The sequence below is a fragment of the Scytonema sp. PCC 10023 genome (assembly GCF_963920835.1).
In the GTDB taxonomy this organism is placed as follows: Bacteria; Cyanobacteriota; Cyanobacteriia; order Cyanobacteriales; family Nostocaceae; genus Kalymmatonema.
Genome location: NZ_CAWUDP010000107.1, coordinates 15,124 through 32,024, shown reverse-complemented (window position 1 = coordinate 32,024; position 16,901 = coordinate 15,124). Strand labels below are relative to the sequence as shown.

The following is a 16,901-nucleotide window of genomic DNA, read 5'->3' as shown; positions in this document are numbered from 1 at the left end:
CCAATAGAGGCTCCCAGCAGTCGCACTTCCCCTTTCGCCTCAAAGCCATTTCTCATGAGGACATGACCTGTGATATTTGCGCTCTCGGCATTCAGGGCATATCCTTTCTCGTTAAAGAAATGACCTCCAACGCAGTTGAGTTGACCGCTAATAGAGGCTCCCAGCAGTCCCACTTCCCCTTTCGCCTCAAAGCCATTGTTCAAAACGACAGAACCCTCAACCTTTATCCCAGCAGCAACAATAGAGACAACTTGGGTTCCTTCTAGGCTCAAAAAGCGTAATCTGGCTTCCTCAAGAGAAATAGAGTTTGAGAAAGCACACCAAATAAAATGGAGGGGAATCTCTATCGTCGCAAAACTCAGATCCAATTCTCCCTCAACTTTTGCGCCAATAATATGTATACCCTGGTAAGTCAACAGTTCTCGCGCTTTTGTATTCGTACAGAGCCAGATAATTCGGTCAGCAGACAAGGTGCGCTCATGGTTCCACTCATCAGATTTGGCAAGATCGTTGAGTTCTTTAGTGTTGCTGCTAAACTCAGCCGCTTTACCTTCAACCACAGCACGAAATAATTTCTCATCCACTTCGGTAAGCTGACGGAACTTTTCTCGCGCTAATGTCAACAACTGTTCTGCACTGTCTTCCATCGTGACGCTGCCTATTTTTCGGGTGAATCAGAGCTTACGCACTCATAACGCGATTTCAATCATACAACTGTTATCTATGACCAAAGATAGATGTTTTTATGTATATTTTGTAGATTTATATTGAAACACAAGAAAACGTTTCATTACGAGGATTACCTTGTGAGAAAATTAGTTTTCTTTCCCTCAAATTCATTACAACCGTCTACAAGTCTCGGCACTATCCAGCCGACAGAAAGAATTGAGCAAGAAAACAACCACGATAAAAAAATCGGGTAGTTAAGTTGATTGCATTGGTTTTTTAGACTCTTTAAGAGGTTTTGAAATGATTTGTTTGACCCTAGCCGCTTGTTTTCTTCGTAAATCTTCAACAATTGCGTGTAAGTCGTAGTTAAAAGACTTAGCATGTTCTTCTCTATATTTATGAATTTCTTCTAAAATTTCATCATTCCACATATTTAATCTCTTATTAGTTCATAAGGTGTACAAATAGTTGGTAGTGTATATCCAGATTCAACGCTAATTTGCGATAGTTTTTTCTGTATTTGTGCGTTTGAGTATGCTGTGCCCTTACGTTTTGTGATTAAGCTCTGTAAGCATGAAGCGACTTGAAGTTGTTGCTGATAGTTGAACTCATGAGCTTCATAAATATGTTTCGTAATGCCACACCAAAAGGATTATCCAATTCACCCATTTTCCCTGCGCGCAAGGATTGCTCAACGATCAACTTCATGCGAAGAAACCGCTCTGACTCATACTGTTGGAAAGCAGCTGTCGGATTTGCTTGCTCTTTGAGACACTTAGCGACTACAAAGGCATCTTCTAATGCTGTACATGCACCCTGTCCCATAGTTGGCAGCATTGGATGTGCAGCATCACCCAGCAGTGTGATATTCTGCTTGCTCCAAGGTTGAGTCGGGACACGATCATACAAATCTGTTGTCAGAATATTGGCTTCATCCGTCGTTGTAATTAACTCAGGAACCGATGCAAACCAATCTTGAAACATGGTTTCAAGCTCTTTTCTACGACCAACTGGCGTATCCAGCTGTTCTAGGGGTGCAGTTGCTGCTGCGTACCAATACATCCGCCCTTTGCCCAGCATCATGAAACCGAAGCCTTTGCCACGCCCCAAGAACTCCTGAATGTAGCCGGGACGATATCCTCTGGGAACGTAATCTGTTAGACCACGCCAAGTCTTAAAATTGCGATAGATGGGTGGTTGATCACCGAGGAGGGCGGCTCGTACGCGCGATCGCAAACCATCAGCCCCGATTAAAGCATCCCCTTCGACTGTTAAGCCAGAACTGAAGTAAGCGCGAACCTTCTCTTCTTCCTGCTCAAATCCAAGGAAGGTTTGTCCTAAAACAAATTTTTCATGGGGTACATTACGCCACAATAGCTGATGTAATTCAGCCCTATGAATGCCAATAACAGGCAACTCAAAAGTATCAACGGGTATATTGACCAACTCCTTGCCGCTTTGGGAATTGAATTGGTAGTTTGTTGTTCGATAGCCAATGCGGAGCGCCTCCTCCAACAAGCCTAAATTTTTTAGGATGTGTGTCGCATTTGCCCAAAGTGCAATACCAGCCCCTACCTCCCGCAATTCCTTTGTTCGCTCATAGACAACTGGTTCAAAACGAGCTCTATGGAGAGCAAGTGCAGTCGCAGCACCGCCAATTCCGCCGCCGATAATGATGATCTTCTTAGCTGTTTGCATCTTTCTTTTTGAATCGACAAACTTGTCAGTTGGTTACTCCCTATCAGATCTGTACCCCATTAACAAATTGAGACACAAGAAAACGTCCCGTTACGAGGATTACCTTGTGAGAAAATCAGTTTTCTTTCCCTCAAATTCATCACAACCGTTGATACAGTTCCATAGGTGAGACCATCAAAGATATTTTTCTCTGACTGGCGACATATGGGTAAGTTTCCTTCCTGATCAAGAAGAATCTTTAACATATCAGCTTCATGTCGTCCCCCTTGAGTGGATGTTAGAGACTTTGCTCGAACAATTCGCGCCGCTGAACTTTCAGTTTCTTCGGGGAAATCAATCTTCTCCCCTTTTGAAGTGAGAAATCCATTTGTGTGAACCACTACATTGTTCACTTCCACTTCATTTGAATTAAGAGCAAATAATTGGTTTCCAGCAAGTTCAAGATTAAAATAGTTACCCGAATCATCAGCGATAAGAATGTTACTCATCGTTGCTCGTTCAGCAGCACTAATGACATGATACGCCTCATTTAGTGAGGTAGAGTCTAAAACCTTTCGCAAAAGTATATGCACAGGAATACCTCCTGTAGGGGCTTGACATTTAAGAATGTTGAGGCAAACCCCAACACCCGCTGCGTTTAAGCCAATTTTGACAAAACCTGGCTCTCCTAAGGCAAGAAAACGGAAACCATCTTGTCGTGTAACATCAAAGATGACAGCTAAGTTCTCAAACTCTTCTACCCAGTCCCAATTTTGCCCTAGAATACGGCTCTCTTTAAAGTAAAGAGAGGTACATTCATTAGGTGTACTAGACCGAAGTATTTCCGTTCGGGACATGAGCATGACGACTTCCCACAGTTCTCGCTTTGCGTGAGATGCGATCGCTTTTAGTTCAATAGCATACGGCTCTGAAAATTCTTGAATCCGCTCAAAAAATGCTAAGGAAGTCGCCTTAAGCGAAGCATCAGTCCATTGGGAAAAAAGTTTTGTTCTGTAAAGTTCAAAAGCTTTTTCAATGCGATCGCAAAGCTTAGTACCGTGTTCTGCTCCTATCTCTTCTGGAGAACCTGTTAAACGAACTAAGGGTAATTTTGCTTGAGGATGTTCTTCAATAAGATTTGGGGGAACAATCTTTAAACCTTGAGCAGTAAGTAATTCAACAGTTGAATCTTTACTTATATCAGGGTGAGGTGACACAACAATCGTCTCCCACTACATTAGTTTTTACAACAGGACTGAGAACTCTGCTCAGAAAAAAAGCAAGCGCCTTTATTATCCTTAATCCAATGTCACAACTGCAACGAATCGCGATCGCACCCTCCCAACTCCAACAAGAACAAATCTTGCTCACGCCTCAACAACAACATTATCTAGGACGTGTTTTGCGTTTGCGCGAGGGCGATCGCTTTATTGCAATGGATGGCAAAGGCAAATGGTGGCTGGCGCAGTTACAAGGAGAAACAGCGCAGGTTTTAGAACCACTGACAGTAGAATCCGAATTACCTGTATCAATTACGCTGATGGTAGCTTTGCCGAAAGGCAATGGATTTGATGATGTAGTACGGTGCTGTACTGAGTTAGGAGTAGCGGTTATTGCTCCGGTGGTGAGCGATCGCACTTTACTCAATCCCAGTCCTCAAAAACTTGAACGCTGGTTACGTATTGCACAAGAAGCTGCGGAGCAATCCGAACGCGCTTTTGTACCTACGATATTAGAACCTGTTTCTTTTAGTACTAGTCTTGCCACAGAAACGACTGCTCACCGTTACATTTGTGAGGCGCGTGGCAGCTATCCTCATTTAAGAGAGGCAATTCATCAAGTTTCTACCACATCTGAAATTATGATTGCCACTGGACCAGAGGGAGGATGGACGGAAAAAGAAGTGGAGTCCGCTATTAATGCTGGATTTCAACCAGTTTCCCTTGGTCGTCGCATCTTGCGAGCAGTGACAGCCCCGATTGTTGCCTTATCTATTGTGGCAGCACAGTTAGAATCGAAGGAGAGCTTACTCCCCTTCCCTTGTAGGGAAGGGGTTGGGGGTTAGGTTTCTTGGCATAGCCTAAAAGCGTGAAAATTGCTGTAAGCTTACTTATCAAATAAATTGTCGAGACAGGAAACCTCCCATCTCGACAATTTCTTGAAAATTATTAAATAATAGCTGGACAATTGCCAGTTATTATTTGCTATTTACCAAAGTTAGCCAGGGGTTTTTACTTGACGTGCCATGTCTAAGTAAGAACTCATGTTCGCACCAGGACGCCGACGACCATTACTACTTGATGGTACGGCGAGATATTTTGGCGCAAAAGTGGTTTCAGCTGGCTGCTGTTGAATTGCTGCTTTGGCTTTTTCGCTTTGAGCAGGTTGAGGCTTAACGCCATTTGCAGTCTGTACTAGCTCAACTTTAGCCGGTTCTGGCTGGGCGGCAGATTGAGCATCTTTCGTTCCGTTCTTGGTTCCGTTCTTGGTTCCGTTCTTGGTTCCGTTTTTGGTTCCGTTCTTGCTTGCTGCTTTTACTGCAACTGGTTCAGCCGCGTCCTTAGCTTTCGATACTGCTGGTTCAACCGCTTTCTTCGCACTCGATACTGCTGGTTCAGCCGCTTTCTTCGCACTCGATGCAACTGATTCAGCCGCGTCCTTAGCACTCGATGCAACTGATTCAACCGCGTCCTTAGCTTTCGATGCAGCTTGTTTAGCTGCATCTTTCGTTACTTCGACGGCTTCATCGAGTTCCATGTAGTAACCGCTTTTCTTGCCACCGAAAAGCCCAATAAAGAAATTCAGAACCCCACCGATTAAATTTTTGATAAAACCCAACATTACAATTTCTCCTGCCTCTTATACCTGGAATATGACCGTAATCCTGAAAAAATCACGGAATATTTTTAATTTTTATCAAGATATTCTTGACCCACCCATTCGTCTGTACAACCTAATGATCGTGACAGCCTTCATAGGTTTTTTTCTCAACAAAGTTGTTTTAACACCAAGCGACTTATGCTCTTAACTCTTTACTCTCAGCACTTGCCACCTGTACACAGTCAGACTTAATTATTAAATTTTACTGTAACCTAGGGCAATATTTTAAGACTAGGCTTAACAAAAGTTAACTTATACTTTTAACAATACCTATTCAGTCTTAAGAGGGATGTTGCTCAAGCCAGTAGGGAGAGTGTCATAGCTTTTTGGCAAATGGTAATGACACTCGACTAAATTAGGTAAAGATAGATTTCAATCCCTGATAGGGATTCATACAGTTTAGCCCCTGCCTGGAGATTATAGAATACTACATTCAAAGCATGAGGGCGTATATTCTACTGACTTGAAAACCGCCACAACATTATTTTGTACATGAATAAGGTAAAACAACAGCGAAATCCCGTGTTATTAGTACACGGTATTTATGATACAGGTCGAGTTTTCGATCAAATGATTCCCTACCTGAAACAGAGGGGTTGGACTGTGTATGATCTGGATTTAGTGCCGAATAATGGCAATATGGGTCTTGACACGTTGGCTCAACAAGTCGCTGATTATATTGATGCCACTTTTGAACCAGAACAACCCATAGATTTAGTGGGCTTCAGCATGGGAGGTATCGTCAGCCGTTATTACGTCCAACGATTGGGAGGAATCAATCGCGTGCAGCGGTTTATTACCATCTCATCACCGCATCATGGCACTTGGATTGCTTACTGCCGTGATGGTATAGGTTGCATTCAAATGCGTCCTGACAGTGTTCTACTACAAGATTTGAATCGGGATGCTGGTATGTTAAAGCAGATAGATTTTACCTCTATCTGGACACCTTATGACTTGATGATTGTCCCCGCAAGTAGTTCACAAATGCCTCTGGGGCGCGAGGTGATAGTGCCAGTTTTGAATCACGCCTGGATGCTGACAGATTCAAGAAGTTTGGCTGCGGTGGCACAGGCGTTGGCAACCCCAGTGAAGCAATTCAAAATTCAAAATATGTCCTCCGGACACGCTACGCGAACAAAATTCAAAAAGACACAACCCACTCTTGAGAAGCATTCTGTCTCTTGACTATATGCAATGAAAAGGCGTGACAGCTTAAACCCTGTCACCAATTTGCGTATACTCGGCACTGCCGAAAATAGCTTCAGGGTGACGGTAATACTTAAATTCCATTAAGTTATAAAAAGGGTCTTCTAGAAAGAAAGTGCGATGTTCTAAGGGAGAATCAACAAAGCGGTGTTTGGCTTCTTCTCTAAAAAGGAGTTGTCGCTGTTGCGCCCTCGCGAGTAAGTCCTCCCAGTCGTTTTCTGAGGTAAAAATGAGCCCAAAGTGTCTGGGATAGATACCGCGTTGTGGTGTGAGTGGTTCTTTTGTAACGTGTGCTACTAGTTGATGATCGTAGAGATTGAGAATTAGGGCGTTGCGGTTTTCCCGTCCAGAAGTACAGCCCAAACCATCCACATAGTATGCTTTTGTTTGGGCAATGTCTGTGACGGGAAAGGCAAGATGAAATAAAGTTTGGTTCATTGCTTGTGTCTCGAAGGCTGGCGATTGATCTTATCTACAATGTATTTTCTTCATCCGTTAGTTTGTGTGAAATGCGAGTTCTATTTGTGTTTGTACTAGTAACAGTTAATTTTATGAAAAAAAACCACAGATGATTCTTTTTTTTGGAATGAATGCAAGAAGTCTAATACTAAACAAGAGTGCATAAGTCAATTATTGTCTGTTTTCATCTGCGTTTAACTGCTACAGGCTGCGGTTTCATATCCACTCCATCGTAAACTTTTGCAAGAAGTCTACTGAATATCAGATGTTTGCCTGCTGCCTTTGATAAAGTGACCAGTACAAACCTTTTTGTCGCAACAGATCTGCATGGCTTCCCCGTTCAGCGAGAACACCTTTTTCTAGCACCAAAATCAAATCAGCACGCTTGAGGGGGGCAAAACGGTGGGCGATGAGAAACACGGTGCGGTTGGCGGAAATTTTTTGGAGGTTTTCTAGAACTTGCTGTTCGGTTTCGCTATCTAAAGCACTGGTTGCTTCATCTAAAATTAAAATCGGTGCTTGCGAGAGAAATAATCGCGCCAAGGCGATGCGTTGGCGTTGTCCGCCAGATAAAGCTGTACCGCGTTCTCCGACATTGGTTTCGTAACCGTGGGGTAATTCACTGATAAAATCGTGGGCAACGGCACATCTTGCAGCTTCTACGACTTGTTCTGCAGTGATGTCGGGATTACCAAGCGTGATGTTCTCCAAGATAGAACCGTTGAATAAAAAGTCTTCTTGGAGAACAACACCAATTTGTTGACGTAGTGAGGCTAAATCAGCGCTTTTGATATCAAAACCATCAATCAGGATGCGTCCTGATTCAATTTGATAAAGGCGTTGCAATAATTTAGAAAGGGTACTTTTTCCAGAACCACTGCGTCCAACAATACCGACAAACTGCCCTGGTTGCACAGAGAAAGAAATTCCTCGCAAGACAGGTTCAGTACTTTGTCGGTAGCGGAAGAAAACTTGATCAAAGGTGACTTGACCTTTGAGGGATGGTAAAACTAAACCAGTTCCTGGTTCAGTTTCTGGGGCAACGTTGAGAATATCACCAATGCGGTCTACAGAAAGCAGCACTTGTTGTAAATTTTGCCAAAGCTGCACTAGGCGTAAAAGTGGTGCTGTGACTCTACCAGAAAGCATCTGGAAGGCGACTAATTGACCGATAGTCAGTTCCTGCTCAATAACAAGCTTGGCTCCAAACCAAAGAATCAGTAAGCTGGAAAATTTGGTGAGGAAGTCAGCGATATTGCTGCTAATGTTTGAGGTGGTAGAGGCTTTGAAACCTGTGCGGACAAAGCGAGCAAACAAACCTTCCCAGCGATCGCGTGCGGCTGGTTCTGCTGTATGTGCTTTAACTGAATGAATTCCTGTGATTGTTTCGACAAGAAATGATTGACTATCTGCACTACGGTTAAAAGTTTCGTTCAGCCAGTTGCGCAGAATTGGCGTTGCTATCAGCGTCAGAATGGCAAACAAAGGCAAGACTGCTAACCCCACAAAAGTCAGGGGGATGTTGTAGTAAAACATCAATCCCAGGTACACCACAGCAAAGATGCTGTCCAAAACCACAGTTAACGCTGTACCTGTGAGAAATTGACGGATTTGTTCGAGTTCCTGAACTCGTGCAACTGTATCTCCTACCCGTCGAGACTCAAAATAAGCCAAGGGTAAGCGCATCAGGTGGCGAAACAGCTGTGCTGATAAACTTAAATCTAAGCGACGGGCGGTATGGGTAAAAATAAAAAGTCGCAGGATACCAAGAACTGCCTCGAATATTGCTGTAAACAGGAGTGCGATCGCCATAACATCGAGAGTTGGCAAACTCTCCTGCACCATCACTTTATCAATAACGACTTGTGTAATTAGTGGTGTTGCCAACCCCAAAAGCTGCAATGTAAACGACGCCAGCAGCACTTCACTCAACAATCCTCGATACTGCCAAACTGCTGGAGTGAACCAATTGAGGTTGAATTTTTCTTGCTTGTTGATCAGTTCTACTTGCCACAACTGCCCATCCCAAGTCGCTTCAACGACTGAGCGTGGTATGCTTTCACAGGTGTGATTAGAATTTAAGGGATTGCCAACAGTCAGGCGATCGCCCTTAAGGGCATACGCAACCACCCAACTTCCCTCTCGCCCTTCTGATGCTTCCCAACGCAACAAAGCTGGAAATGATAACTGTCGCAACTCATTCCAAGTAACTTGCAACCGCCGCAGCACAAATCCTAACTTTTCGGCTGCTTCCACAAGATGTTTCGGTCGCTGTCCTCTAATTTGGCGTTGTACCCATTCCAGTTGCACTGGATTATCTAACTGTTGCGCCACCATTGTTAAACACGCCGCCGCCGTATTCCAACTAGAAACAAATGGGTATGTTGACACACCACTCGGGAGTGAGGAGGAGGATGAGGACGAAGTTGTCTCCCTCATCTCCCTCATCTCCCTTGTCTCCCTTGTCTCCCTTGTCTCCCTTGTCTCCCTTGTCTCCCTTGTCTCCCTCTCCTCTTCCCTACCTAACCAAAATCCTTCGATTTGTGGTGTGGAAAGTTCTGCCCACACTGCTGTCGTAGTGCGCACCACGACGACTTCTTTACTAGCAGCGACAGCCTTGCACTCGACAGAAAACCTGTTTAAGTCACCGAACCAATCTCCTGAGAGTAGCGTTGCCAAAGGCTTACTGACATTTTCTTCGCGCAAGCGGACTTTTCCAGAAACAATTAAGAACTGAAAACCTCCCGCTTCTTGTGACCAGATTTTTTCTCCTAAATTGTAGCGAAGAGTTTCTGACACCTGTTGCAGTCGGCTTTGTTGTTCAGGAGTTAGCCAGCACAGTGGTGGTTGATTCCAAGGTAGAGATGCTAGCACACTATTTTCTGAAGATTCCTCACCTAAAAGTTTTAATTCACCTGCAATTTTACCGTTAGTTTTTGGATTTTCTCTGCTAGCCATTTCTCAAACAACTCGTTTTGTAGTGCTTGCCTTAGTTGAGTATCTTCTAATGACGCTGACAGAAATTGTTCCACACGAAACAATCCATACCGTCCTTCTAGTTCTATTGGTCCTACTAATTGTCCGGGACGAGCGATATCAATAGCTGCCCTGAGTGTATCTGGCATTGTTCCCCGACTCACTGGTCCCATCATACCGTTGACAATTTTGTCATCTGCTAGCGAATACTCTTGAGCAAGTTGTTCAAAGTTTGCTCCTTCTTCGATTTGCGTTTGTAGTTCTTCAGCGAGTTCTTGGCTATCAACAATAATTCGCGAGAGTACCACTCTATCTAGATAAATTTTACGCTCAATGAAGTATTCTTGCAGCTTTGATTCTGTAACGATAGCTTTCAGTTTTTCTATCTTAAAACCGTAAGTAACTGATGAGTGAAATGTATCATAATCCGTCCCGTTACTCTGTAGCCATTCTTGAAACCTAGAAGGTTCTGTCAACTGATTTTTTAGGCGAAAATCAATTATAGTCTGTTCGGTCAAAGCAGGACTAATAAATATATCTTCTCGTGTTCGTAGTTCTTGTTCAATCACGTACTGACGCAGAATGTCTCCAATGAATTGTCCCAATTTTCCCGAGGCTTGCAAATATTTTACTGCTTGCCTATAAGAAATTGGTTGGTCATCTATGGTTAAAAATGATGAAATTTCCATAAACTTAAAAAGTTAATGAGTAGAAAAAACTACAAAAAAACAACATACAACTTTTGAAAAAGTAAATTTGCATTTTAATTGACAATTTTAGGCAAAAATAGTGGGACAATCCTAAGCGGTCTTAGGCGAGAGTGACAACGAAACCTTAAGGGAATTACTAGAAAAGACTCGACATTTTAGAAAAAGAATTAGGCAATGACATTTGCCCATATCCAGGCAAGTAAAATTGCTGTACTAGCGCCGATCAATGTGTTGAAAATATTTACCACTTCATTAGTGAGCCAGTGAAAGCGAGATTGCAGTGTTGCTCCGATCACACTTTCTAAATTGGTGGCAATGAACGCTGCTACAACACACCAAAGGACACCAAACAAATCTATCAAACCTACTCCCCAAGCAAGGAGTGCTAGAGCAAGTGACGCTACAGCACCCGCTAAAGTTCCCTCTAAGCTGACCGCTCCTTCCGTTCCCCGTGGTACTGGTTGCAGTGTGGTAATCAGAAAAGTACTTCTACCATAAGCCTTACCCACTTCGCTAGCACAGGTGTCAGAAAGCTTTGTACTAAAACTCGCCACATAGCCGAGCAACAATAAGGTGTAGGGCATAGGGTGTAGCGTTTGAGACGTAGGAAAGATTCCCAAACTTATCGCCCATACTCCCAACGCACACAAAGCCGCAGTTAAAGCAGAACCCCAGACATTTTCTGGACCTCTAGCACCAGAACGCTTTTCTGCAATGCCTTCTGCTTCTTTCTGCGCCATACCTACGCGGGTAATCAAAGAACCAACAAGAAAATAGAACATGACTACTATGTATCCCTGCCATCCTAGTGTTCCCCAAATTAGGACGCCAAGTAACCAACCGTGGAATAATCCAGCTGGAGTGAGCAACTTTTTGGGGACAATCCAAGCCACAACCACCAAGATAGAGTTCAATGCTACTCCAACTAGCCAAGGATTCAGAGAATTAATGGAAGAGAACATTATAAGCCACTCATCTTTATTGCGAGTTTTTTTGCCAAAGTACCAATAGAATAACTAATTTAGAACAGATGTGATTGCTGAGCGCAACCCCCCAGTTGTGTAAGAAATATTTAGCCTTATGGTATTCTAGATTACTCTTTGTCTTTCTTTGAACACGCATCTTAGTTCTTGCAATTTCCTCAAGAGACGATAACTGATCGTAGATAGGGCAGGATAAGATTCAAAAATAAATATTTTATAGAGATGGCGACAAGGATAGGCTTTTTACCGTTCTACCCTAATTTATCCAGAACAGAAGCATAACTATGAAGATTCAGTAAATTTTTCCTGTTTTTTAGTAAACTAATATACAAAGCTATTTTTTTTTATTTAGAGAAACTCGATATTAATGTTGATGTAATATATACTGTGCATATACCCATTAACGTATGTTAGAAACTGTTCCTAGAAGGTTTCTAGAGACTGCTAAAAACTTAAATACTGCTATAAGTCCTCAAATATTTAGCGACACATTAAGTACCAGTCATAGCAATTTCTACAGCTTTACCCTGAATGGTCGTAGCAGTTTTGACCTTGTTCTGGAAGATTCCAGCAAAAATGCACACGCAGATTTGATTCAAGATGCAAATGGTAATGGTGTGGTAGATGACAGTGAAGTCATAAATGGTTCTATTTTTAGTACCACAAATGCTGAATCAATTAGTAAAACCTTAGATGCAGGCTCTTATTACATCCAAGTCTATATTGATGAAAGCTTAGAAACTAACTATAAATTGGCTGTTTCGGCAACGCCTATTGACAATGCTGGAGATTCCTTCCAGGCTGCCCGTAATGTTACTGTTAATTCCCAAACTAAAAACTACAGTGATTGGGTAGGTCTATCAGACACGAACGACTACTACAAATTTCGCCTAAAGACCACCAGTGACTTCAAATTAGGACTCACTGAGGTGAGTGATAATGCAAATGTGCGATTACTAGACGTTAACGGCAATACGCTTGCAAGTTTCGTTAACTTCGGTACGACAAATGAATCAATAAATCGCACTTTAGATGCGGGAATTTACTATGTACAAGTTAACCCATACGAGGGCAGTGAAACTTTCTATAACCTAAGTTTGTCAGCAACCCCTGTATCTGGTGATGTTTTACCACCGACTCCTACTTCTGTTGACATATCATCTCTGGCTTCTGGTGGCACACAGCAGCCGATTCCTGCTTCTTCCAGTACACCTTTACCCCTTGATAGCACGACATCTTATATTAAGGGAACTCTCCGGGCAGATACCTTTGCTTACCAGTCTGTATACAATCGGACAGTATACTCTGGCAATGGCAACGTTGACTTTGGTAGTGGAGCGCGAGACTTACTGGATGTATCCGCATGTTCTTCTGCAAACGCCACTATCAAATTAGTAGAGTCCACAGGTGGTGTTGTCTACAACCCAGGCAATGGTAATCGCGTATTTGATTCTATAACATTCAGTGACGGCAAAGAAATTTTGTTTGAGGGCATTGAAGCCATTAAATTTGCAGACAAAACAATTAACTTATCAGTGACACCCAATGACCCCATGTTTGGACAACAATGGAACCTACACATGATGGGTGTTCAAAATGCATGGCGTTTCACGACTGGTTCCACCAACGTGCTTGTGGGAATTGAGGATACAGGCTTAGCTGCCAATGGAGGTAATCTTCACCCCGATTTACGTTCCACCAATTTTTTAAGTAACAACTACTTGGATGAAATGACTAACTCCACCGCACACGGTACTTCAGTTGAAGGGGTAATTGCTGCTGCTAGTAATAATGGCGTAGGAATGAGTGGTATCAACTGGAATTCTGATGTTTTCCATATCGATGTTATGGGTGGTGACGCTGGAGATTACGATTTGGTGAGTGCTACACAAACATTGATTAATCAGGCAAATAGTAAAAATCAGCGTTTGGTAGTCAACCTAAGTTTGACTGGTGGTAGTTCACCGCAATTTGAGCAGCTGATTGCTAATAACCAAAATACAGCCTTGTTTGTGATTGCCGGCGGAAATAGCGACGGCAATAGTCTTGAAAGCCCTGCCGACTTAGCGAACAAGTATGGCAATGTCGTAGCGGTAGGTGCTTCTTGGGGACTTAAAGATTGGTATGGCAATCCAAAAACACCCGGACAACGCATCTCCTACAAAGACAAAGGATGGTGGAGTTCCAGCAAAGGAGATGGTCTGACTTTAATGGCACCATCTGAGTTTCTCACAACCAATGCTACCAAGTCCTCTAATGCTTTTGCGTTCGGCTATGATAACAGTTTGAGTGGCACTTCAGCAGCAGTGGCAAACGTGACAGGAGTTGCTTCATTAGTATGGAGTGCTAATTCAAATCTCACTGCTACCCAGATCAAGTCAGTTCTGTCACAAACAGCTTACGATTTGGGTGCAGCGGGCTATGATACAGAGTACGGTTACGGGTTTATTAATGCCGATGCAGCTGTCAGGAGAGCAAAGGCTCTTGCACAGGGTGTAGCATAATTACCGAAGAAAGGCATGAGGCATACTGCCGGGTGCAGAAGTTATACTTGTAATAGTTTATACAATTATAACTTCTCTGTGCTCTGCCATACGGTAAGACAGCCCGTGCTTTTAAGTAGGTCGAAAAATAATAGAGTGCAAACTTTATCAAATCCCTCTCCTTAAGGAGACGCTTCGCACATGAAGGAGCCTGCGCTTTGCGCTTACGCATTTATGCTTCGGGTCACATAGCTGCCTTCAGACGAACGAAATAGCTGCTTTCTTAAAGCGGTTTTCAGAATTACGGTGGGCATTGCTCACCAATATCTCAAATGTCTATCACATAAGCTTTTATAGGCAATGCCCACCCTACGATTTGTGGTCTAATCATGTGAAAAGCGCTCTCTCGCAACCAAAATGTAATCTACAAATAAACTAGGGGTAATTGGTCATTAACGAGCGTGAAAATTTCCCTAAATTCTCCCTGCGCCATTTGGCATCTGCTTTGCGATTTGTCCGCAACTCTAAAACCCGAATTCCCTGAGTTGGAAGTGGGTTTAATCTTGAAACCAAGTGCTTCCAAGAGGTCATCAATTCATATTCAACACCATAAGTGGCACATAATTGAGCAAAATCAATATCTTGCGGAGTTGCAAAAAATTCTTCAAATGGTGGGTCAAATTTGGAAATGGGTAACATTTCAAAAATTCCACCACCATTGTTGTTAATTAACACAATGGTGAGATGTCCGACAAACTTATTTCTGATTAAAAATCCATTGGTGTCGTGCAATAAGGCTAAATCACCTGTCAACATCACACTGCTTTGATGGCGATGGGCAATTCCCAAAGCGGTGGACAATGTGCCATCAATGCCATTCGCACCTCGGTTGAAAAAGGGTTGCACTTCTGAATGACTTGGTTTCCAGAAAAATTCAACATCCCGCACTGGCATACTGTTGGCAATAAAAATGGGTGTTTTTGGTGGTAAAGTCTGAGAAAGTAACCAAGCAGCTTTGCCTTCAAATAACTCCTCTGTTGTTGTCAGTGTTTGGTCAACAGCTGCCCTAACTTTTGCTTCTATTGCACACCACAGTTGAAGATACTCGGGAGATGAGGGGGATGAGGGAGATGAGGGAGGGAGGGAGGGAGGGAGTGAGGGGGATGAGGGGGATGAGGGAGAAACTCCTAATTTTGAATTTTGAATTTTGAATTTTGAATTGATTTGTCCCCATCTGCTCAATTCTTCTATACTTATCCGCAGGTGAGTTGTTCTCCCGTGGAGAGGGTCGAGGTTTTGGTCACTCGGATCAATGATCCAGCGTCGCGCTTGGGTGGAAGTTAACCAGTTACGTAATTCTTTACTGGTGGGCAATTCTCCAATTTGAATGACCACGTCTGGTGCTAGCTGTTTTGCCAATTCCTGATTCCGCAAAATGAGGTCATAGGTGGAAATAATATGAGGATTGAGATCAGCGTAGTTTCGCACTGGAGAGAGTCCCTCTGCTAAAACTGGGAATTTTAAGGTTTTGGAGAGTTGAGCGATCGCACTACAATATTCCTGTGGTCTTTGCGGTTGGGCAACACCAGCAATGATGATTCCTCGATCAGATTTTAACCACTCTTCCAAAAAGGGAGGTGAGGAGATCGGCACATGGGCAGATGCGGTGATGGTTGTTATATGAGAAAAGAAGTCTTCTAGGTCAAATTCAGACTGTAACAATTGTAAAGACGTTGTCTGCAACTCCTCTCCATTAGAGATGGGTGCAAGGGGGTCGCGAAAGGGAAAATTGAGATGTACTGGTCCAGGTACAGAAGTTTGTGAACGTTCCCACGCATGAATCATCATTTGCCGCAAATAAGCCAGCATTCCCATCTCCACGGACGGAATAGCTAACTCTGTTTGCCAGTTTGGGTAATTGCCGTATAATTTTAACTGGTCTATAGTTTGTCCAGAGTGGCAATCTCGCAATTCTGCTGGTCTATCAGTGGTAAACAGCAGCAGAGGTATACGACTTTCTTTAGCTTCTATCACCGCTGGGTAAAAATTCGCTCCCGCTGTTCCAGAGGTGCAAACAACGACCGTGGGGCGTCCGGTTGCTTTGGCTTGACCCAAGGCAAAAAAGGCAGCAGAACGTTCATCAAGAATCGAAATCGCTTGAATATCCGGTGATTGTTGGGCAAAGGCGACTGCTAGAGGTGTGGAACGGGAACCCGGACAAATCACGACACAAGTCAATCCAAGGCGCTTTAATGTCTCGGCTGCAATCGACGCCCATACAGTATTAATGTTTCTAAAATCAATTGTCATCAACCTTGAAAGTCCAAAAGTTCTAAGTCTTGAGTTCTGAGATATGGGTGTTGACCGCATTCTCTGGTATATTTCAACCAACTTTCTTATCGTAGATGAATCAGGAAATTCAAGGCGTTGCTAAATACTAAAAGTACTCACTCGGGACTATTTTTATGGACTGCATTCATTTAACGAAAATTCGCGGCTATGGCTACACTGGGTATCTGCAAGAGGAACAGGTGCTAGGACAATGGTTTGAGGTGGATCTGAGGTTATGGCTGGATCTCTCAAAAGCTGCTGAAACCGACGCGATAGAAGATACTCTCGATTACCGTTGTGTCATCAGCTTGGTGCAAAATCTGCTGAAGACATCAAAGTTTTCTTTGGTGGAACGGTTAGCAGCCACCATTGCAGATTCTATTTTGGCGTCAAGCGATCGCGTGGTACAAGTTCAAGTTGTTTTGAGTAAACCTGCTGCACCCATCCCAGACTTTGGTGGCGAAATCAGCATTGAACTGACTAAAACTAAGTCTAAGCCTAACGCCTGAAGCCCAGGATTAATA

Annotated in this window: 14 protein-coding genes; 4 read left to right on the top strand and 10 right to left on the bottom strand. The window is 43.2% G+C overall.

Features of this window, described 5'->3' with window-relative positions:
• The 4 genes from ACM0OZ_RS39710 to ACM0OZ_RS39695 form a co-directional block, all read right to left on the bottom strand.
• Positions 1-647: hypothetical protein (locus ACM0OZ_RS39710; protein ID WP_414588365.1), on the bottom strand; the 647-nt coding region annotated here is incomplete at its 3' end.
• Between the two features lie 276 nt (positions 648-923).
• Positions 924-1,100 carry a hypothetical protein gene (locus ACM0OZ_RS39705; RefSeq protein WP_414588364.1) on the bottom strand — a complete coding sequence of 59 codons (177 nt, stop codon included), beginning with the start codon at positions 1,098-1,100 and terminating at the stop codon, positions 924-926.
• 127 nt (positions 1,101-1,227) lie between these two features.
• Entirely contained in the window at positions 1,228-2,367 is a 1,140-nt protein-coding gene (locus ACM0OZ_RS39700) for an FAD-dependent oxidoreductase (protein WP_414588363.1), read from the bottom strand.
• A 59-nt stretch (positions 2,368-2,426) separates the two neighbouring features.
• The gene (locus ACM0OZ_RS39695; RefSeq protein ID WP_414588362.1) at positions 2,427-3,563 is read right to left on the bottom strand and encodes a C45 family autoproteolytic acyltransferase/hydolase; all 1,137 of its coding nucleotides are present in this window, start codon (positions 3,561-3,563) and stop codon (positions 2,427-2,429) included.
• Positions 3,564-3,652: 89 nt separating this feature from the next.
• On the opposite strand from ACM0OZ_RS39695, the gene ACM0OZ_RS39690 reads away from it, so the two are divergent.
• The gene (locus tag ACM0OZ_RS39690) at positions 3,653-4,411 is read left to right on the top strand and encodes a 16S rRNA (uracil(1498)-N(3))-methyltransferase (RefSeq protein ID WP_414588360.1); all 759 of its coding nucleotides are present in this window, start codon (positions 3,653-3,655) and stop codon (positions 4,409-4,411) included.
• A 152-nt stretch (positions 4,412-4,563) separates the two neighbouring features.
• Here the strand turns inward: ACM0OZ_RS39690 and ACM0OZ_RS39685 are convergent, their stop codons facing one another.
• The gene (locus ACM0OZ_RS39685) at positions 4,564-5,187 is read right to left on the bottom strand and encodes a hypothetical protein (protein ID WP_414588359.1); all 624 of its coding nucleotides are present in this window, start codon (positions 5,185-5,187) and stop codon (positions 4,564-4,566) included.
• 531 nt (positions 5,188-5,718) lie between these two features.
• On the opposite strand from ACM0OZ_RS39685, the gene ACM0OZ_RS39680 reads away from it, so the two are divergent.
• Positions 5,719-6,414, top strand: coding sequence for a lipase family alpha/beta hydrolase (locus tag ACM0OZ_RS39680; protein ID WP_414588358.1), 696 nt, complete (start codon positions 5,719-5,721; stop codon positions 6,412-6,414).
• A gap of 27 nt (positions 6,415-6,441) precedes the next feature.
• On the opposite strand, the gene ACM0OZ_RS39675 is transcribed toward ACM0OZ_RS39680, so the two are convergent.
• The 4 genes from ACM0OZ_RS39675 to ACM0OZ_RS39660 all read right to left on the bottom strand — a co-directional run bounded on the left by ACM0OZ_RS39675 (position 6,442) and on the right by ACM0OZ_RS39660 (position 11,542).
• A complete protein-coding gene (locus tag ACM0OZ_RS39675; protein WP_414588357.1) occupies positions 6,442-6,873 on the bottom strand; it encodes a VOC family protein in 432 nt (143 codons plus the stop codon).
• 282 nt (positions 6,874-7,155) lie between these two features.
• Positions 7,156-9,852, bottom strand: a complete 2,697-nt coding sequence (locus tag ACM0OZ_RS39670) for a type I secretion system permease/ATPase (RefSeq protein ID WP_414588356.1) — start codon at positions 9,850-9,852, stop codon at positions 7,156-7,158.
• Positions 9,801-10,559, bottom strand: coding sequence for a peptidylprolyl isomerase (locus tag ACM0OZ_RS39665; RefSeq protein WP_414588355.1), 759 nt, complete (start codon positions 10,557-10,559; stop codon positions 9,801-9,803). The genes ACM0OZ_RS39670 and ACM0OZ_RS39665 overlap by 52 nt, the downstream gene beginning before the upstream one ends.
• A 188-nt stretch (positions 10,560-10,747) precedes the next feature.
• Positions 10,748-11,542: a TIGR00297 family protein gene (locus ACM0OZ_RS39660; protein WP_414588354.1), complete on the bottom strand. Its 795-nt coding sequence runs from the start codon at positions 11,540-11,542 to the stop codon at positions 10,748-10,750.
• Between the two features lie 428 nt (positions 11,543-11,970).
• Between ACM0OZ_RS39660 and ACM0OZ_RS39655 the strand changes: the two genes are divergently transcribed.
• The gene (locus ACM0OZ_RS39655) at positions 11,971-14,067 is read left to right on the top strand and encodes a S8 family serine peptidase (RefSeq protein ID WP_414588353.1); all 2,097 of its coding nucleotides are present in this window, start codon (positions 11,971-11,973) and stop codon (positions 14,065-14,067) included.
• 414 nt (positions 14,068-14,481) lie between these two features.
• On the opposite strand, the gene menD is transcribed toward ACM0OZ_RS39655, so the two are convergent.
• A complete protein-coding gene (gene menD, locus ACM0OZ_RS39650) occupies positions 14,482-16,356 on the bottom strand; it encodes a 2-succinyl-5-enolpyruvyl-6-hydroxy-3-cyclohexene-1-carboxylic-acid synthase (protein ID WP_414588352.1) in 1,875 nt (624 codons plus the stop codon).
• Positions 16,357-16,511: 155 nt separating this feature from the next.
• Between menD and folB the strand changes: the two genes are divergently transcribed.
• Positions 16,512-16,886: a dihydroneopterin aldolase gene (gene folB, locus ACM0OZ_RS39645; protein ID WP_414588351.1), complete on the top strand. Its 375-nt coding sequence runs from the start codon at positions 16,512-16,514 to the stop codon at positions 16,884-16,886.
• Positions 16,887-16,901 lie beyond the last annotated feature (15 nt).